We start from the raw sequence: 17,416 nt of genomic DNA, 5'->3' as shown, positions 1-17,416 counted from the left end.
GTTTATATGCCTTTTTCTGTTGAAGTTAAAAATCTAAGGAAGTTTTTTGGAAAGTATGAAGCGGTTGCAGGTATAAGTTTTACCATAAACGAAGGAGAAGTTTTTGGCTTATTGGGACCTAATGGGGCAGGAAAAACAACTACAATTCGTATGATAACTACACTTTTACCTCCAACATCAGGTGAAATCAAAATAGAAGGAATAAATATAGCTAAGAATGGAGCTTATGTACGCAAATTAATAGGATATGTCCCTCAAGCTTTATCAGCCGATTCAACCTTGACAGGATATGAAAATCTTTTGTTTATCGCAAAATTATTGCGCTTATCTAAAAAAGAGAGGGAAGAAAGAATTAATTACATCCTTGAAATATTAAATTTAAAGGAAGCAGCAAACAGGGTTGTCAAAGAGTACTCTGGTGGTATGGTTAGGAAGCTGGAAATCGGCCAGGCATTAATACACAGGCCTAAATTATTAGTCCTTGATGAACCGACAGTTGGCCTTGACCCAGTTGCTAGACGTAACGTTTGGGAAGTTCTTGATGTGCTTAGGAAAGAAACTGGACTTACAATTTTAATAACAACTCATTATATGGAAGAAGCAGAAACCATGTGCGACAGGGTAGCTATTATGAATAAAGGCAGTATAGTTGCTCTTGGTACACCTGAAGAATTAAAGGTTATGACGGGAAATAAAGAAGTTACTTTAGAAGATGCTTTTACATTTTTTACCGGAAATCGACTGGAAAGCGGGGGAAGCTTCAATGAAATGCGACAAGTCAGAAGACGCATTCAACGCTTTAACTGACGAAAAACTACATAGTCTTTCTATTTTATCAAAATTTATAGCCTATATAGCTAATTCTTTTACTATTGCTGAGATGGAAATAAGAAAATTACACCATGACCCAACTGAACTTTTTACTCGTGCAGTTCAACCAGCTTTATGGCTGTTAGTTTTTGGCCAAGCTTTTTCCAAAGTGCGGGCTATTCCAACAGGAAATGTTAATTATCAGACATTTATGACTCCAGGAATTTTGGCACAGTCTATGATGTTTATATCAATTTTTTATGGACTTAGCATTATTTGGGATAAAGACCAGGGAATTCTTCAAAAGCTGATTGCCCTGCCGGTATCTCGTTTTGCATTTGTTACTGGGAAAGCTTTAGGAGCCAGTGTAAGGTCAATAAGCCAAGTGGTGATTATACTATTTTTATCCTTGTTAATAGGGATAAAATTATATTGGAATATTGTTAACATATTAATGAGTGTAATTACTATAGTTTTTGGGGCTATCATCTTTTCATCTTTATCCATGGCTATTGCAGCTATAGTAAAAACAAGAGAAAGATTTATGGGCATAGGGCAGGTAATAACAATGCCTCTTTTCTTTGCCAGCAATGCAATTTATCCTATTAAGATTATGCCTCATTGGTTACAAATAGTAGCAAAAGTAAATCCTTTAAGTTATGTTGTAGAACTTTTAAGAGGGTATTTATTAAATAGTCCTATACTTAATGCAAACTTGGATTGGTTAATAATTATATTTATAACTGTTATTTTGCAATTGTGCGCTGCACTACTATATCCAAGAATCGTTATATGAAAGGAGATGCATACTGTGAAAAAATTGGAGTACAAATGGATTGCACTTTCATGCACTACAATAGGTGCTCTTTTTTCTGTACTTAATGGAAGCATGCTTTTAATTGCTTTACCTGATATTATGAAGGCTTTACATGCGGATATAACTATAATCATGTGGGTTGTTATGAGTTATATGCTTTCTATTACAATACTTGTACCGACGATAGGTAGAATCGCAGATATGATTGGAAGGAAAAAATTATATGTTACTGGCTTTGCAATATTTACTATTAGTTCATTATTATCTGGCATGTCGAACTCAGGTATTCAATTGCTTTTATTTAGGATTATCCAATCCATCGGCGGAGCTTTAATGATGGCTAACAGCACAGTGATTGTAACAGATGCTTTTCCCAAAAAAGAATTAGGCAAAGCTTTAGGCATAAACAGCATGGTTATAAGCATTGCAAACGTCGTAGGACCTATTTTAGGAGGATTTTTGCTTAAATTTGGCTGGAGAAGCATATTCTATATCAATGTGCCATTTGGGATTATTGGTACATTGTGGGCAGCACTACAACTCAGAGAAATAGAGGCTCTTCCTGAACATCAAAAATTTGATTACAGTGGTACTTTAGTATTTACTACTGCTATGATAATACTTTTAATCGCTTTATCCTTTGGAGGGTTTGCAGGATGGGACAATCCACACATTGTTACTCTCTTTGTTGTCGCAATAGCTTTGTTTGTTTTATTTATTTATATTGAAAATGCTGTTGAACAGCCAATGCTTGATTTGAATCTCTTTAAAACGAGAATATTAGCTTTTGCATATACGAGTAATCTCTTGAATGGAATAGCAAGAGGAGCAGTTACTTTTCTTTTGATCTTTTATTTGCAGGGTATCAAAGCAATGGATCCATTGACTGCAGGTATTTTATTGACACCGTTTGCTCTTGCAATGATGATAATTTCTCCAATTAGCGGTTGGCTGTCCGATATGTATGGTTCACGAGAGTTAAGCAGTATAGGGTTACTTATATCTGCGGTAGGACTTATAGGTTTTATGGGAATAAGTGCTACAACCTCAATTACAAAGTTAATACTGTGGATGTCTATCATGGGTTTTGGCTCTGGGCTATTTATATCTCCCAATACCAATGCCATAATGAGTAACGTTCCTGCTGATAAAAGGGGAATAGCGGCAGGAGTAAGGACAATGATGAACAATGCTGGTACAGTAATAAGTATAGCTTTGGCCATGGGAATAATTTCTTCAAGCATAAGCCCTGAGGCTTTACAAGCACTTTTTGTAGGCACCCAAGTTGGGTCAAAAGGAATAGCAGTTGCACAATTTATAAAAGGTTTAAAAGCTACTTTTGGAATATCTTTTGTAATAAGCTTGGTTGCAGCTTTTATATCATATTTAAGAGGACCACAGCCCCAATGGAAATCAGAATATGGCAAGTGGAATTAGCTTTGAAAAAAGAAATGGATTTTTTAAAATGCTTGATGATGTTCTTACAGGTAAGGTAGAGAGAGTTGTTATAGCCTACAAAGACAGGTTAAGTAGAGTAGGATTTGAGTTGTTTAAACATTTATTTAGAAAATTTAACACTGAAATAGTTGTTGTATCCGAAGTTGGAAATGAGAAGCTTGATTCTCGAGAAATAATTGAAGAAATTATAAGTTTGTTGCACTGTTATAGTATGAAATTCTACAGCAAGAAAAAAGTTCAAAAGATAAAAAAACTTTTAGAAAGTGAGGTGTTTGAAGATAATAGTCAAGAGAGTGGAGAGAATACAGATAAATAGAAATCACGAATTGTGGAATTATTGTGATGAAATATGCTTTGCAGCGAAAAACTTATACAATTATGCTAACTACATCATAAGACAGGAGTTTATAAAAAACAATAAATGGATAAGATACAGAAAGCTCAATAGAATATTAAAAGAACACGAGACTTATAAAAAACTGCCTGCACAGACAGCACAGCAGACTCTAAGACTTCTTGATAGAAATTGGAAGTCATTTTTTAGAGCAATGAAAGAATGGGAAAAGGATAAAAAGAAGTTTAATGGTAGACCTAAACTACCAAAATATAGAAAGGAAAATGGAAAAAGTATTGCTATATTTAGATGGTGTGGGGTTACACCCGGTTAGGGTGAGTATAGCCTAACAAAGAATAGTGTTTAATAAAATTTTGAATAGTTTTTGATACTTTAAACACTATTCATAACCTGTAGGTCCTTCAGAAGTAAGGAATGTACTCAACTAAAAAAGAGGCGAAACCGCCTCTTTTTTAGTTAGTTTTCTCCCTGCTGCTCAAGTTGTACAGTGTCGTTGTCAGGAGCATTTGCTTTTTCAACTTCGCCAGTCTTTTCTTTTTCATGTTTTTCATTGTCTTGATCTTTATCTTGCGCTAAAACTGTACCATTACCTGCATCAACTTTTACATCTACTACTCCATTAGCAGTCTTTACTTCTACGCTGTATACAAGATATCCATTTTCGTTGTCAAGACTTACTTTTGTCACTGTACCTGGTACAACTTTCAATGCTGCAGCTTTTGCCTCATCAGGAGTTATCTTTGCAAGAGAAGCCAACTTCGCGCTTTCTTGCGCTTCATTGTCTTTTATATTCTTTTCATTGTCTTTTACATTGTCTTGTGGATTGGCAACTTTTATTGACCCTTGATATACTGGTTGTTGCTCATTTATGTTCTGTTGGTCTTGTGTTGATGATGTTGTAGATGTCACCGTTGGAGGCGTATTAGTCTGAGCCTTTGCAATCCCTTGATAAGCTGCACCTCCTGTTAACCCTAAAGCCATTGCTCCTGTAACGACATAAGCTAATAATTTTTTGTTCATTTAAACCACCCTTTCTTTTATTTTTGTTGACGTTCACCATCAACTTTCAAGTTTATTTTATAATCCCAACATTAAAGCAATATTAATTGAAAATTAAACTAAAATTAATTTTTAAATTGACTCTCATATAAAATAGTGTTATTATTTTTAAGAAGATAACACTATTTAAGGAGAGTGATATATCTGGAAGAAATAATACGTTTTGGAGTTTCAATGGAATCAAAACTACTTCAACAATTTGATGAATTGATTAAAGAAAAAAATTACAACAACAGATCTGAAGCAATAAGAGATTTGATAAGAGATTTCATAGTGGAAAACCAATGGGAAGCAGAAAATGTTGAAACTATTGGAACAATTACTTATGTTTTTAATCATGAGGTTAGAGAAATAAGTGACAAACTAACAGACATCCAACACAAACATTATCAAAACATAATCTCAACAATGCACGTACACTTGGATAAGCATAATTGCCTCGAAGTAATGGTAGTAAAAGGCACTGCAAAGGAAATTACAAAAATTGCAGATGAAATAATAAGCACAAAAGGAGTAAAGCATGGAAAACTGGTAATGACAACAACAGGGGAAAATTTGTAAGGGGGAATTTTTATGCACATACCAGAAGGATATTTAAGTCCTCAAACCTGCGCCGTTATGGGTGCTGCTATGGTACCAGTCATTGCGGTTGCAGGAAAAAAAGTCAATGAAAATTTTGACAAAAAAAACATCTCTGCCTTGGCAATAGGGTCAGCTTTTGCCTTTACAATAATGATGTTTAACGTGCCAATACCAGGAGGTACAACTGCCCATGCCGTTGGTGCAACTCTTCTTGCAATTACTTTAGGACCGTGGGCAGCAAGTATATCTCTTACGATAGCCTTATTTATTCAAGCATTGCTTTTCGGTGACGGAGGGATTTTAGCTTTAGGAACAAATAGCTTTAATATAGCTTTTATAGCTCCTTTTGTTGGATACGGAGTTTATAAACTCCTGGTGTCTTTTAAATTAAACAAAGTCATATCATCTGCTATAGGGGGATATGTAGGAATAAATGCTGCAGCTCTTGCCACAGCAATAGAACTTGGACTTCAACCATTGCTTTTTCATACAGCAAATGGAACACCACTATACTTTCCCTATGGATTAAACGTAGCAATACCTGCAATGATGTTTGCTCATCTTACTGTAGCTGGTATTGTAGAAGCTGTTATAACAGGCCTTGTAGTATATTATTTACAAAAAGTAGACGAAGAAAATATATTATATAAATTCTCATATAGGCTTAGAGGTGATAATAGATGAAAAAATTCTACATTGCAGCTATAGTTATAATACTTCTCACTCCTCTCGGGCTTTTAGCTCCTGGTTCTGCTTGGGGAGAATGGGGCCTTGATGAAATTAAAAGTATGATAGGATATGTTCCCGAGGGAATGAACCGATTCTCAGAAGTTATAAAAGCAATATTACCCGATTACAGTATACCAGGATTTGATGCTAATTTCTTCCAACAAGCTTTAGGTTATATTTTTTCAGCAGTTGTAGGAATTGCAGCTATTGTATTGATATTTGCAATATTAGGGAGGATTATGGGGAAACCCCAGAAGAAAAATGGATAATTTTTTAGAAAAGACAATCTTAAGTATACAAAATGCATTTGAAGATATGTTTTATTCTGACACAATTTCTGCTAAGAAAGGTATTATGCAGTCTCTTGATACGAGAATAAAACTTGTCTCTGTTTTTATATTAATCATTATAGTCAATTTTGGAAAGACAATACCTTTTATGACCATATTTCTTATTTATGCACTTTTATTGGCTTATTTTTCTAAAATACCTTTAAAAGCATATGTTGTGAGGGTATCAGCAGTCTCAATATTTTTTACAGGTATTGTCCTGATACCTTCACTTTTTAATGTAGTAAAAGAAGGACAGGCTTTAGTATATTTCACAAAAAATTTTTATATAACAAAAGAAGGATTAGAAAGTGCCATTGTTTTTATGATGAGGTCATTTATATCTTTATCTTTTGTGTATATATTAGCTCTATCAACAAAATGGGTAGAAATATTAAAAGCATTGAGAGCTTTTAAGCTTCCCCGCATTTTTACTGCTACACTTGAAATGGCCTTACGTTATATCTTTTTGCTTTTAGAAATTGCTATAAACATGTTCCTCGCAAGAAAAAGCAGAAATGTCGGGAAAAGTGATAGTAGTGAAGGAAGAAAATTTGTCGCTTCTGCTATGGCAAATGTTTTGATAAGGTCTCAACAACTGAGTGATGATGTTTACAATGCTATGGTTTCGCGGGGTTACAAAGGAGAATACAAAACAATAACTACTTTTAAAATAACTTTTTATGATTATATATGGATAGGTTTTAATATAACTTTTTTATCCATCTTGTGGTATATCCACCCATAAGGAGGTGTAAATTGAACATAGTATTTGAATTAAAAAATGTCTATTACTCTTATAACAAGGCAGTTCCTGCTTTAATTGACATAAGTTTTGAAGTAAAAAAAGGAGAAAAGTTAATTCTTCTCGGTGCAAATGGCAGTGGAAAATCCACTCTTTTAAAATTGATGGACAATTTAATTTATCCGGATAAAGGTGAAATATGGGCATTTGGCAAATTGCTGGGGGATAAAAAAACTTTTGATGAATACGAATTTAGAAAAAAAGTAGGCTTTGTGTTTCAGGATTCTGATGTACAACTTTTTAACACTACCGTTTTTGATGAAGTAGCCTTTGCCCCACTTCAATTGGGTTTTAAACAAGACGAAGTTCAAAAAATTGTAGAAGAAGCACTTAATTCTTTTGGAATTTATAAGTTAAAAGATAGACCACCCCACAGATTAAGCGGCGGAGAAAAGAAAAAAGTCGCATTAGCGTCAGTCATGGTAATAAATCCTGAAGTTCTGCTTCTTGACGAACCTACAAATGGCCTTGACCCACGGTCAAAAAGATGGCTTTTGGAAAAATTAGAAGAATTAAATAAAAATGGTATCACAATAGTAATCGCAACACATGACCTTGATATGGCCGCAAAGTTTTCTGACAGGATAATAGTGTTAAACGAAAATCACACAATAGAAACAATAGGCAAACCTGATAAAATTCTTAAAGACGAGGAGTTACTGCTTAAAGTTAATCTTATTTAATAAAAATAAGAGTAGGTTTTATCCCCTACTCTATTTTTTCTTCTACAAATTTTATTATTTTTGTTGCCTTATTAATAGCTGAAATAGCATCCTCTTCTATAAAAGCCTCTGAAGGAATTCCACCGGGGAGTCCATTTGGATAACGTGTCGGAATATAATACTTATCTAATGAACCCCCTTCTTTTTTTATTTCAACAAAACTTTTGTCAAATTGAGTGGCATCATTTATTAGTTCAGCAACAGAATGCCCCCAAACGAATTCTGCACCTTGACTGTATAGATAAGCTTTTATTGCTTTTTCTGCGGCTTGTTGCGATAAAAAGCAAGCTAAGTTGTAACGCTGGCCCTCTTTTGAAAAAATCGCATCATCAAGGTCTCTTTTGGCCTGTTGAAGCCATCTCTTGGCTTCTTCTTCATTGCTTCTTTTCATATAATACACGCCCTTCATCTAATACTTTTGCTATAAATTTATTTTTCCTATATAATTTTTCAATTTCTTCAGGAGTATAAACCAATATATCCATTGCAACATTTGGCTTTATAGCATCATAAAACACTTGCAATCTTTCCAAAAACGGCAGGTCAGTCTTCCAAATTATCAAAAGGTCTATATCGCTTCTTAAATGTACATCTTCTCTTTCCAATGAACCAAATAATACCACTTTTTCGGGATTTAAAGATATAATAGAATCAATAGCTTTTTCTAACTCATCTCTCAACACTTTTAATCTTTTTTCTTTTTGAGGCATTATATATGGCATAATTTTATCACCTATTCACATTATACCATATTTATATAAAAGTAAGAATTTGATTTAATATTCCCCCTACCAATATTGCAACGAAAATGTCAACAAAAACTACCCACCATGTCTTTCTCCAGCCAATTGTCCTTTTTAATGCCGCAATTGTAGCAATACATGGAATATAAAGCATTGTAATTATCCCAAAAACAATCATCTGCTTTGGGCTTAAAATCTCTGTTATATGACTTGTCCCAGACAGCGTGAGAAGCATTATAAGTGTGAGCTCTTTTCTCAAAATCCCAAAAATCAATACTATTCCTACTATTGATGGCAATCCTAACCACTTTACTACAATAGGATCCGTTACATAAGTCACATATTTAAATATACCTGTATATTTAAATATTTCAAGCACAAGACTTCCCGCAACAATTATGGGAAGTGCTACATACAAAAAGTCTTTTATCCTAAGCCATATTTGCTTTAATGTAGGTTTTAATGCGGGCATTCTGTAGCCAGGAAGCTCCATTATCAAATCATAGGGTTTTCCAGGCGCTATTTTATTTGCAAAATACGCCGCTATATAAACTACCAAAACATCTAAGGCAAAAACAGAGAGCGCGTATTGCGGCCCCATGAAAACGCCTATTGTTCCTAAAATTATCACGATCCTTGCAGAACAAGGAACTAAAGTTGACATAAAAGAAGCAATAAATATCTCTCTATCAGTTTCTAAAATTTTTGTCCCCAGTACTGCTGGCACATTACACCCAAATCCCATTAACATTGGAATGAGAGCTTTACCGTGAAGCCCAACTTTGTGCATAACTTCATCCATTAAAAATGCAATTCTTGCAAGGTAGCCCGTGTTTTCAAGTATTGATAAAAATACATAAAATGGAAGTATATAAGGTAGTACGATGGTTATAGCAGAAATAAGTCCTTCAGCAAAACCATTCCATAAAATGTCTTTGTACATATTTGGCATATGCAAATTATATACCAGAGGTTTTAAGCCATCAAAAAAGTTCTCCAACACACCAGAAAAATACTCTCCAAATTTAAATATGCCGTAAAATGATATGAAGACAATAGCAAACATTGATATATAACCCAATATTTTATGAAGAGCAACATTGTCAATCAAATCAGTCCAAGTAATTCTATGGTGAATCTCTGATACAGTTTGGCTTGCGATAAAAGAAGCAATATCATATCTGTCTGCTGTAACTAAAGTTGCAAGAGGACTATCTGTCTTTGCCTTTAAACCTTCTAATTCTTTTTGAATTTCTTCATAAGCTTTTTTCCCGTTAGGCTCTCCTTTTAGTTTTTCTATTATATCGCTATCTTCTTCTATAAGTTTTAGAGAAATCCAAAGAGGATGAAACAAATTTATAATTTCTACATTATATTTTAAAAGGATGTTATAAATTCTCATTACATATTCGCTCACTTCATTTCTGTATTTGAGAATTTTTTCTTGTTTTATGTCATATTCTTTTACAGTCGTTTCTTTATGTGAATCAACAATTTCCAAAACCTTATCTATCAATTCTTCAAGACCTTTCCCCTTTGTAGCGATAGTTTTAACAACAGGAATTCCTAAAAGTTCTTCAAGCCTTTTTACATTTATATCTATACCCTTCTTAATGGCATAATCCACTTGGTTTAAAGCCATAACCATAGGCACGTGAAGCTCTAAAAGCTGCACTGTAAAAAACAAATTTCTCTCAAGATTAGAAGCATCCACCACATTTATTACAACATCTGGTTTTTCAAAAGCTATAAACTCACGGGAAACAATTTCCTCTTGAGAATAAGCAGAAAGTGAATAAATACCAGGAAGGTCAACAATTTTTATAGTTCGGCCTTTAAAACGCAGTACACCTTCTGCCCTCTCGACTGTTTTTCCCGGCCAGTTGCCAATTATCTGAGTCAAACCTGTCAGTTGATTAAATATGACGCTTTTACCTACATTAGCATTTCCCGCCAAAGCTATGACTATTTCGTTTTTCATCGCATATCGCCCTTTCTGTCAGACGATTTTTACATATATTTTTGAAGCAAGACCATATCCAATCACAAGGTGAGAATTCCTGACCTCCAATTCCACAGGGCCCCTTAAAGGACCTTTTCTAACCAGCTTAACTTTTGTCCCCGGGACAAGTCCCATTTCATTTAACCTTTGCGTAGCTGCTCTTCCTGCTTTTATTAATACAATCTCTCCTTCATGATTTTCCTTTAATTCTATAAGATTTATAATAGTATTTTCTCCCATTTATATGCAGCCTCCATAATTGAAAATAATTATCAATATCCCTATAAAAATTGTAACATTCTTTACATGTATCTGTCAACCCAACAATCTTGTATTACTTCAATTTCAAACGTTTTTATTTAAAATTTTATACTTCAATTTATTAAATTATTGAATTACGCCTATCTTTGTATTATAATGTGCATAAAATATCTTTTTAGGAGGGTGGATGAAATATGGATAAATCTATGGAAATCATTGACCTTTTGTGCGAAAACAGTCGTCTTACAGAAAAACAAATTGCAACAATTACAGGGCTTAGTGAAGAAGAAGTCAAAAACACAATAAAAAATCTTGAGGACAAAAAAGTGTTGTTAAAATACACTACTTTAGTGGATTGGGAAAAGACTGACCGGGAAGTCATAACTGCCCTCATAGATGTGAGAGTAGCACCCCAGCAAGGACATGGATTTAACAGAGTAGCCCACAGAATATGCCAGTACGAAGAAGTAAAATCAGTTTCCTTAATTTCCGGAACTTATGACCTTTCTGTGGAAGTAGAAGGCAAAACCATGAAAGAAATAGCATTATTTGTAGCTGAAAGACTTGCACCTATTGAAGGAGTCTTAAGCACTACAACCCATTTTGTATTAAAAAGATATAAAAAGGACGGCGTTTTTTACGAAGAAGGACAAAATGACAAAAGACTGGTGGTAACACCATGAACACAGACAAATATATATCTAATGCAGTAAAAAGCATACCACCGTCCGGAATTAGAAAATTTTTTGACCTTGTGACAAATTCAAAAGACATAATATCACTGGGAGTTGGCGAACCAGATTTTGTAACTCCATGGGAAATAAGAAAAGAAGGCATAGACGCACTAGATAGAGGTAGCACAACATACACCTCAAACTTAGGCTTGCCCGAACTTAGAATCGCCATATCCTATTTTTTAAAGACTCATTATAATTTAGCTTATGACCCAGAAAAAGAAATTATGGTAACTATCGGTGCCAGTGAAGCTATCGACTTGGCACTCAGAGCTCTTTTAAATGACGGTGACGAAGTCTTAGTTCCTGAACCTAGCTATGTTTCATATGCCCCCTGTGTAACTCTGACAAGAGGTATCCCTGTGTTTGTACCTACCGACGAAAAAAACAATTTTATACTAACCCCTGATGACCTAAAATCAAAAATAACCCCAAAAACAAAGGTATTAATTCTTCCTTACCCCAATAACCCTACAGGTGCTATCATGAAAAAAGAAGAATTAGAAGAAATTGTAAACATAATAATCGAGCATGATTTAATAGTAATTTCTGATGAAATATATAGTGAATTGACTTATGAAGGAAGACACGTAAGCATAGCCTCACTTCCGGGCATGAAAGAAAGGACAATACTTATAAACGGTTTTTCTAAAGCTTTTGCCATGACAGGTTGGAGACTTGGATATATTGCAGCAGAACACGGATTCATTGAAGCGATGAATAAAATCCATCAGTACACAACTATATGCGCTCCAATAACAGCACAATATGCAGCTATAAAGGGTATATATCAATGTGAAGAAGACATAGTAAAAATGAGAGAAACATATGATAAGAGAAGGAAATTTATTGTAAACGGATTTCGCGAAATAGGTTTTGACTGCTTTGAGCCAAAAGGAGCTTTCTATATTTTCCCGTCAATAAAAAAGACGGGTATGACTTCACAGGAATTTTGTGAAAAACTCTTAAAAGAAGAAAAAGTAGCTGTAGTACCAGGAGACGCATTTGGCCCAAGCGGTGAAGGATTTATTCGTGTATCATACGCATATTCTATAGATAAAATAGCAAGAGCACTTGAAAGAATAAAACACTTCGCTGAAAGAATATTGTAGTCCTATCAAAACTAAAAGGAATCCCCCTTCATTTCAAAAAAGAAAGGATTCCTTTTAGTTTTGTAATACTAAAATTAATTTCTTACTGTTCCTTTACTTTTTTTCTTAAATAATTCAATACATTTATATCAACGACATCACCTTCACAAATTCTTTCTTCGAAATTTTCCCATCCACAAAAATCTTTATACGCTTCTTTTGTATATTCATCATATTTTCCTGTTATTTCTCCCTTATAATAGCCTAATTTTTTAAGAGATTCCTGTATTTCAGCAGCCAATTTCTCATCTACTTTTACCATTTCTTCAGGCTTCGTTTTACTAAAATATAATTCATGCAAATCTAATAAATGAGATAATTTAGCGATTGGATCAGGGTCATCATCAACCCTAAGGTCAATATATCTATCATTATATCCTCCATAGCTTCCTTTTTCTTTAACAATAAGCAAAGATGTCGATTGTCTACCTCTTCTATCTCCTCCTGCATTTTGAGCTGCAGCTAAAGCCGCAACTAATCTTCGCGCAAGAGTCCCTTTCGTATTTACAAAAGTCTCAGCAAGGGCTTTTACAGTATCCTCACTTACTAATATGTTACCTTGACAAGAGAAATTTTCTCCCACAATATGACCTGCCCAATCAAAGCATCTTTTGCCAGTAAAAGCAGCAGCATTTCCTTTTGTATCTACTATACCTACCTGTCTATCTTCTCTATCTGGATCTAATGCAAGCAATGCATCAAGAACTTGTTGTGCAGAATATCCCTTCTCAAGAAGTTTGATGCCTATTTCTCCAAAATCAAGATTAGCCAATGCCTGTGTAGCTATCGCGCCTGCTCCAGCTTTTGCCCAACCTACTGCAGAACCTACCGCCAAAAATTTTGATTGAACCGCTACACCTAATTCACCAGTTTGAGGATCACGCGCGACAATAGAAAATGTTGAAATTCTTCTCATAAACAATTTCCTCCTTTATTTTCAATTCTCTTCAACTTTAGAATTGCTATAAAGCGTATAAGCAATTATTGCTATGAGAACCAATCCTACTATTGATGCTATTCCATTACTTAAAATTCCACTTCCTATTGCAATTTTTTCGGCTACCCCTGCCGTGGTTAATAAAGCAAGTAAAACACCTACCAAAGCATCTCCTGCAACAAGTCCTGATGCATATAATGTACCACTTTCGATTCCATTGTTCCTATATTTTTCTACAAGCGTTCTTACAAAACCTCCAACAAATATTGGAACTGATAAATGTACTGGTAAATATAATCCTATCGCAAATGGTAAAGAAGCTATACCCATTAGTTCCACAATTACTCCTATAGCTGCACCAATAATTAATAGTCCCCACGGCAAGTTGCCAGAAAATACTCCTTTAACTAACACTGCAATTACAGCTGTAGCAGGGGAAGGCAATTCACTACTTCCAATATGATATGCGTTATTTAACAAAGTTAGCACAAAACCTGACATACCAGCAAAGATAAGAATACCAGGTATCATTATAATCTGCTGGGCCTTTGGAGTGGCACCTACTATAAAACCTGTTTTTAAATCTTGAGAAGTGTCACCAGCAATTGCAGCGGCAACTGTTACAATAGCACCAATAACAACAGTTGTAACCATCCCCTTAATGCCTGTATAGCCTATTGATTTCATAATAATAGCACTAATGAATATGGTTGCAATCGTCATTCCGGAGACAGGATTAGATGAACTTCCAACAACCCCAACTATTCTCGAAGAAATAGATACAAATAGAAATCCAAAAATTGCTGTAAGAAATGCACCTAATATATTCATTTCCATTTGAGGTATTAAAGTAATCAAAATAACTATTGCTAAAAATATCGATACAATATAAGGAAATGGTATATCTCTTTCTGTACGCAAAGTATTATTTGAAGTAGATGTTCTTATTTTAGAAAAAGAACTTAAAATAGCATCTTTTACAACAGGAAGCGCTCTGAAAAACTCCACTAGTCCTCCAACAGTTAATGCTCCTGCTCCGATATATTGAATGTAATCTGTCCACATTCCCCATGCATCCAATTGAGAAATGGGAGTTAACGAAGGGAAAATTGGTGTATTTACATTAGCTCCAATAAAAGTTAAAAGAGGAATAATAACTACCCAAGCTAGCAAACCACCAGCTAGTATTATTGCTGAAACTTTATAGCCTATTAAATAACCTACACCTACAAGAGAGGGAAGAATATTAGCACCAATAACTCCTCCAGGAAGTTTTGGTATTGATGTTTCAATAACATCTGGGAAAAAGCCAAGACCCGATTGTATTAATCTGTATATTGCAGCAATTATTCCACCTTTAAACACCATCTTAGCAGATACGCCGCCCTTATCACCTGCGATAAGAATTTCTGCGCAAGCCGTACCTTCAGGATAAGGTAGGATTCCATGCTGCTCTACAATTAAGTATCTTCTGTAGATAACCATTCCAATTACGCCTAAAATTCCTCCAAATAAAGTTATTAATGAGATTAATAACATGGAAGGAATATAATCAAGAAAATATAGTGCTGGTATACTAAATACCACACCTGCCGCGGCAGCTTCACCAGCAGAAGCTAATGTCTGAACTATATTGTTTTCTAAGATAGTACCTCTTCTTAAGACTCCTTTTAATATCGACATAGACACTACAGCAGCTGGAATAGATGCACTTACAGTCATACCAACCTTAAGACCAAGATAAGCATTTGCTGCTCCAAAAATAATAACAAGTATTATCCCTAAAATTACAGAAGTAGGTGTAATTTCTGGTAAATAAACATCTGCTGGTACATACGGTTTAAAACTATTATCCTTTTTTAATACATCATTTTTCATCCCAACTTTCCCCCTTTATTATTTTACTTTATTAAATTTTTTGATAAAAAATAATAGATATTGATGATTTTATGCTATATTAGCAATAATATCTATTATTTATTGCTAATATAGCATATTTATAGATAACTGTCAATAATCATCTAAAAATATTTAATGTTTTATTTTTGGCAGTAAATTAATGAAAGTTAATATAAGAAGTATTTTCTTAATCATTTGACCAAAATAAAAACATGGCACTATAAATTTCCGCCATGCTTTTAGACAAAATATTTTTCTTCTCATTCTAAACTTCATTCATCCAATTGTATGTATCCTTGAAAAGTTTAAGTTCTATAGATAAGTCACATTCTTTAATTCCTTTCATTTTTGCCAAATCCTCAGTCATAAACTTTATCAAATCATCATTTGATTTCATATATATTTCTACAATTAAATCGTATCTTCCAGCTGTATAAGCAATAAATCTCACTTCTTTTACTTTTGCAAGTGCTTCCGCAACTTCTTGTAAATAAACTAAATCTACTTTTAGACAAAGAATAGCCATTACCTCAAACCCAACTTGTTTGGGATCTGGAATAGCAACAACACGTAAAATATTATTTGCAACCAATTGATTATATCTTAATCTTACAGTGCTCTCTGGTTTTTTTAGTAAAGCTGCTATATCTCTAAATGATTTTCTACCATCCGTCTGCAGAATTCGCATTATCTCAAAATCTAACTCGTCAAATTTCATTAAAAAACCCCTCTCACAAAAATATACATCAAGCTAACAATTAATAAACTTAATATAAATTCTTGTTCTTTTTAATTTTTTCTATTTTCTTTTATCTTGTTATACTACTTTATACACAATTTTCCCATTAACCATTGTCATATCTACAGTTAAATCACTGTTTAGAATGGTTATATCAGCATCTTTTCCTATAGCTATACTGCCTTTTCTGTCAGCTATGCCAATTGCTTTTGCAGGATTTAAAGAAACCATCTTGCAAGCTTCAAAAAGTGGTACTCCAAGAGACGTTATATTTGCTACAGCTTTATCCAATGTCAAAGTACTTCCTGCCAAAGTGCCATTCTCAAGTCTTGCCTCTCCATTCTTCACGTAAACTTTTTGCCCTCCAAGACTGTATTCTCCATCTCCTAAACCACAAGCTGCCATAGCATCAGAAATTAATACTACTCTATCTGTCCCTTTTATCTTTAAAAGTATTTTTACTGCCGCAGGATGTGAATGTATAAAGTCACATATCAACTCGCTGTACAATCTGTCATCCAAAAAAACTTCTCCTAAAGCACCTGGCTCCCTGTGGTGAAGCCCTTTCATGCCATTATATGTATGAACTGCTATTGTCGCTCCATGGTCAACTCCATTTTTCATCTCTTCATAAGTAGCATTTGTATGCCCTAATGATACTCTTATATTTTTTTTAGTTACATATTCTACAAACTCCCCATTCTTGTCCTTCTCTGGCGCCAGTGCTATTACTTTTATATTCCCATTTGAAGCTTCAATAAACTTGTCCATTATGTCTATGTTTGGTTCTAAGATGTATCTCTCATCCTGTGCCCCTTTGTGTTCTTTGCTTATAAAGGGTCCTTCCACATATGCACCTAAAACTTGCGCACCTTCTGTACCCTTTTTCATTGTCTCATGTATGTTTCTAAGAGCATCTAAAATATAGGGTATATCCATTGTCATGGTAGTAGCACAAAAAGATGTAACCCCATGCCTTGCAAGGTGAACTGAAATAGCATTTAAGGCTTCATAAGTACCTTCCATTGTGTCATGCCCTACTCCACCATGTATGTGTATATCAATAAATCCAGGCACCACCTTTTTTCCTTTTAAATCAATTACTTCTGCATCAACATTATATAAACCCTTACCAATCTCTACAATTTTACCTTCTGATATCAATACATCTCCATCGTATATTATTTCCTTCTCAGTATATATCTCACCATGCTTTAATAGAATACATTTCATTTGAAAACAACTCCTTTTAGTAATTTCATATAATCTTCTATATTTGATTAT

Annotated in this window: 19 protein-coding genes and 2 pseudogenes; 12 read left to right on the top strand and 9 right to left on the bottom strand. The window is 34.2% G+C overall.

Annotated features, from left to right (window positions below):
• The first annotated feature begins 6 nt into the window (after positions 1 to 6).
• The 5 genes and pseudogenes from EB239_RS03405 to EB239_RS03385 form a co-directional block, all read left to right on the top strand.
• Positions 7 to 807 (top strand): ABC transporter ATP-binding protein, encoded by an 801-nt coding sequence (locus EB239_RS03405; RefSeq protein WP_003869066.1) that lies wholly within the window; start codon positions 7 to 9, stop codon positions 805 to 807.
• A complete protein-coding gene (locus tag EB239_RS03400; RefSeq protein ID WP_003869065.1) occupies positions 764 to 1,606 on the top strand; it encodes an ABC transporter permease in 843 nt (280 codons plus the stop codon). Before EB239_RS03405 ends, EB239_RS03400 begins: the two co-directional genes overlap by 44 nt.
• Before the next feature lie 15 nt (positions 1,607 to 1,621).
• A complete protein-coding gene (locus EB239_RS03395) occupies positions 1,622 to 3,064 on the top strand; it encodes an MFS transporter (RefSeq protein WP_003869064.1) in 1,443 nt (480 codons plus the stop codon).
• Positions 3,042 to 3,401: pseudogene (locus tag EB239_RS03390) on the top strand (recombinase family protein); the annotation flags it as partial. The gene EB239_RS03395 and the pseudogene EB239_RS03390, both read left to right, overlap by 23 nt.
• Positions 3,358 to 3,726: pseudogene (locus EB239_RS03385) on the top strand (RNA-guided endonuclease TnpB family protein); the annotation flags it as partial. The pseudogenes EB239_RS03390 and EB239_RS03385, both read left to right, overlap by 44 nt.
• Before the next feature lie 170 nt (positions 3,727 to 3,896).
• On the opposite strand, the gene EB239_RS03380 reads toward EB239_RS03385, so the two are convergent.
• Entirely contained in the window at positions 3,897 to 4,460 is a 564-nt protein-coding gene (locus EB239_RS03380; RefSeq protein ID WP_003869061.1) for a PepSY domain-containing protein, read from the bottom strand.
• A gap of 174 nt (positions 4,461 to 4,634) precedes the next feature.
• On the opposite strand from EB239_RS03380, the gene nikR reads away from it, so the two are divergent.
• The 5 genes from nikR to EB239_RS03355 are packed head-to-tail and all read left to right on the top strand — an operon-like array spanning position 4,635 to position 7,627.
• Positions 4,635 to 5,060, top strand: a complete 426-nt coding sequence (gene nikR / locus EB239_RS03375) for a nickel-responsive transcriptional regulator NikR (protein WP_129545086.1) — start codon at positions 4,635 to 4,637, stop codon at positions 5,058 to 5,060.
• Positions 5,061 to 5,072: 12 nt separating this feature from the next.
• A complete protein-coding gene (gene cbiM / locus EB239_RS03370) occupies positions 5,073 to 5,765 on the top strand; it encodes a cobalt transporter CbiM (RefSeq protein ID WP_003869059.1) in 693 nt (230 codons plus the stop codon).
• Complete coding sequence (locus EB239_RS03365; protein WP_003869058.1) at positions 5,762 to 6,079, top strand: PDGLE domain-containing protein; 318 nt, start codon at positions 5,762 to 5,764, stop codon at positions 6,077 to 6,079. Before cbiM ends, EB239_RS03365 begins: the two co-directional genes overlap by 4 nt.
• Positions 6,072 to 6,887, top strand: a complete 816-nt coding sequence (gene cbiQ / locus EB239_RS03360) for a cobalt ECF transporter T component CbiQ (RefSeq protein ID WP_003869057.1) — start codon at positions 6,072 to 6,074, stop codon at positions 6,885 to 6,887. Before EB239_RS03365 ends, cbiQ begins: the two co-directional genes overlap by 8 nt.
• Positions 6,888 to 6,898: 11 nt before the next feature.
• Complete coding sequence (locus tag EB239_RS03355) at positions 6,899 to 7,627, top strand: energy-coupling factor ABC transporter ATP-binding protein (protein WP_003869056.1); 729 nt, start codon at positions 6,899 to 6,901, stop codon at positions 7,625 to 7,627.
• 25 nt (positions 7,628 to 7,652) lie between these two features.
• Here the strand turns inward: EB239_RS03355 and EB239_RS03350 are convergent, their stop codons facing one another.
• The 4 genes from EB239_RS03350 to EB239_RS03335 are packed head-to-tail and all read right to left on the bottom strand — an operon-like array spanning position 7,653 to position 10,651.
• Positions 7,653 to 8,057 (bottom strand): HEPN domain-containing protein, encoded by a 405-nt coding sequence (locus tag EB239_RS03350; RefSeq protein WP_003869055.1) that lies wholly within the window; start codon positions 8,055 to 8,057, stop codon positions 7,653 to 7,655.
• The gene (locus EB239_RS03345) at positions 8,041 to 8,388 is read right to left on the bottom strand and encodes a nucleotidyltransferase domain-containing protein (protein WP_003869054.1); all 348 of its coding nucleotides are present in this window, start codon (positions 8,386 to 8,388) and stop codon (positions 8,041 to 8,043) included. Before EB239_RS03345 ends, EB239_RS03350 begins: the two co-directional genes overlap by 17 nt.
• Before the next feature lie 31 nt (positions 8,389 to 8,419).
• The gene (gene feoB / locus EB239_RS03340) at positions 8,420 to 10,390 is read right to left on the bottom strand and encodes a ferrous iron transport protein B (RefSeq protein WP_003869053.1); all 1,971 of its coding nucleotides are present in this window, start codon (positions 10,388 to 10,390) and stop codon (positions 8,420 to 8,422) included.
• An 18-nt stretch (positions 10,391 to 10,408) separates the two neighbouring features.
• A complete protein-coding gene (locus tag EB239_RS03335) occupies positions 10,409 to 10,651 on the bottom strand; it encodes a FeoA family protein (RefSeq protein ID WP_003869052.1) in 243 nt (80 codons plus the stop codon).
• A 215-nt stretch (positions 10,652 to 10,866) separates the two neighbouring features.
• Here EB239_RS03335 and EB239_RS03330 point away from each other — a divergent pair, with 215 nt between their 5' ends.
• Both EB239_RS03330 and EB239_RS03325 read left to right on the top strand, forming a co-directional pair.
• The gene (locus tag EB239_RS03330) at positions 10,867 to 11,355 is read left to right on the top strand and encodes an Lrp/AsnC family transcriptional regulator (protein WP_003869051.1); all 489 of its coding nucleotides are present in this window, start codon (positions 10,867 to 10,869) and stop codon (positions 11,353 to 11,355) included.
• Positions 11,352 to 12,518 (top strand): aminotransferase class I/II-fold pyridoxal phosphate-dependent enzyme, encoded by a 1,167-nt coding sequence (locus EB239_RS03325; protein ID WP_003869050.1) that lies wholly within the window; start codon positions 11,352 to 11,354, stop codon positions 12,516 to 12,518. The genes EB239_RS03330 and EB239_RS03325 overlap by 4 nt, the downstream gene beginning before the upstream one ends.
• Before the next feature lie 82 nt (positions 12,519 to 12,600).
• Here EB239_RS03325 and EB239_RS03320 read toward each other — a convergent pair whose 3' ends face one another.
• The 4 genes from EB239_RS03320 to nagA all read right to left on the bottom strand — a co-directional run bounded on the left by EB239_RS03320 (position 12,601) and on the right by nagA (position 17,365).
• A complete protein-coding gene (locus tag EB239_RS03320; RefSeq protein ID WP_003869049.1) occupies positions 12,601 to 13,473 on the bottom strand; it encodes a DUF1028 domain-containing protein in 873 nt (290 codons plus the stop codon).
• A 21-nt stretch (positions 13,474 to 13,494) separates the two neighbouring features.
• Positions 13,495 to 15,372, bottom strand: coding sequence for an OPT family oligopeptide transporter (locus tag EB239_RS03315; RefSeq protein WP_003869048.1), 1,878 nt, complete (start codon positions 15,370 to 15,372; stop codon positions 13,495 to 13,497).
• 286 nt (positions 15,373 to 15,658) lie between these two features.
• On the bottom strand, positions 15,659 to 16,111 hold the full coding sequence (locus tag EB239_RS03310; protein ID WP_003869047.1) for an Lrp/AsnC family transcriptional regulator: 453 nt from the start codon (positions 16,109 to 16,111) through the stop codon (positions 15,659 to 15,661).
• A gap of 99 nt (positions 16,112 to 16,210) precedes the next feature.
• Positions 16,211 to 17,365: an N-acetylglucosamine-6-phosphate deacetylase gene (nagA, locus tag EB239_RS03305; RefSeq protein WP_003869046.1), complete on the bottom strand. Its 1,155-nt coding sequence runs from the start codon at positions 17,363 to 17,365 to the stop codon at positions 16,211 to 16,213.
• Positions 17,366 to 17,416 lie beyond the last annotated feature (51 nt).

Source organism: Thermoanaerobacter ethanolicus JW 200 (assembly GCF_003722315.1).
In the GTDB taxonomy this organism is placed as follows: Bacteria; Bacillota; Thermoanaerobacteria; order Thermoanaerobacterales; family Thermoanaerobacteraceae; genus Thermoanaerobacter; species Thermoanaerobacter ethanolicus.
This window is presented reverse-complemented; position numbering and strand designations above follow the sequence as displayed.

Excerpts from the sequence above, each read along its gene's own strand:
- EB239_RS03405 (WP_003869066.1), top strand. The coding sequence starts at position 7 with ATGCCTTTTTCTGTTGAAGTTAAAAATCTAAGGAAGTTTTTTGGAAAG.
- EB239_RS03400 (WP_003869065.1), top strand. The coding sequence starts at position 764 with ATGAAATGCGACAAGTCAGAAGACGCATTCAACGCTTTAACTGACGAA.
- EB239_RS03380 (WP_003869061.1), bottom strand. The coding sequence starts at position 4,460 with ATGAACAAAAAATTATTAGCTTATGTCGTTACAGGAGCAATGGCTTTA.
- cbiM (WP_003869059.1), top strand. The coding sequence starts at position 5,073 with ATGCACATACCAGAAGGATATTTAAGTCCTCAAACCTGCGCCGTTATG.
- EB239_RS03365 (WP_003869058.1), top strand. The coding sequence starts at position 5,762 with ATGAAAAAATTCTACATTGCAGCTATAGTTATAATACTTCTCACTCCT.
- cbiQ (WP_003869057.1), top strand. The coding sequence starts at position 6,072 with ATGGATAATTTTTTAGAAAAGACAATCTTAAGTATACAAAATGCATTT.
- EB239_RS03350 (WP_003869055.1), bottom strand. The coding sequence starts at position 8,057 with ATGAAAAGAAGCAATGAAGAAGAAGCCAAGAGATGGCTTCAACAGGCC.
- EB239_RS03345 (WP_003869054.1), bottom strand. The coding sequence starts at position 8,388 with ATGCCATATATAATGCCTCAAAAAGAAAAAAGATTAAAAGTGTTGAGA.
- feoB (WP_003869053.1), bottom strand. The coding sequence starts at position 10,390 with ATGAAAAACGAAATAGTCATAGCTTTGGCGGGAAATGCTAATGTAGGT.
- EB239_RS03335 (WP_003869052.1), bottom strand. The coding sequence starts at position 10,651 with ATGGGAGAAAATACTATTATAAATCTTATAGAATTAAAGGAAAATCAT.
- EB239_RS03330 (WP_003869051.1), top strand. The coding sequence starts at position 10,867 with ATGGATAAATCTATGGAAATCATTGACCTTTTGTGCGAAAACAGTCGT.
- EB239_RS03325 (WP_003869050.1), top strand. The coding sequence starts at position 11,352 with ATGAACACAGACAAATATATATCTAATGCAGTAAAAAGCATACCACCG.
- EB239_RS03320 (WP_003869049.1), bottom strand. The coding sequence starts at position 13,473 with ATGAGAAGAATTTCAACATTTTCTATTGTCGCGCGTGATCCTCAAACT.
- EB239_RS03315 (WP_003869048.1), bottom strand. The coding sequence starts at position 15,372 with ATGAAAAATGATGTATTAAAAAAGGATAATAGTTTTAAACCGTATGTA.
- EB239_RS03310 (WP_003869047.1), bottom strand. The coding sequence starts at position 16,111 with ATGAAATTTGACGAGTTAGATTTTGAGATAATGCGAATTCTGCAGACG.
- nagA (WP_003869046.1), bottom strand. The coding sequence starts at position 17,365 with ATGAAATGTATTCTATTAAAGCATGGTGAGATATATACTGAGAAGGAA.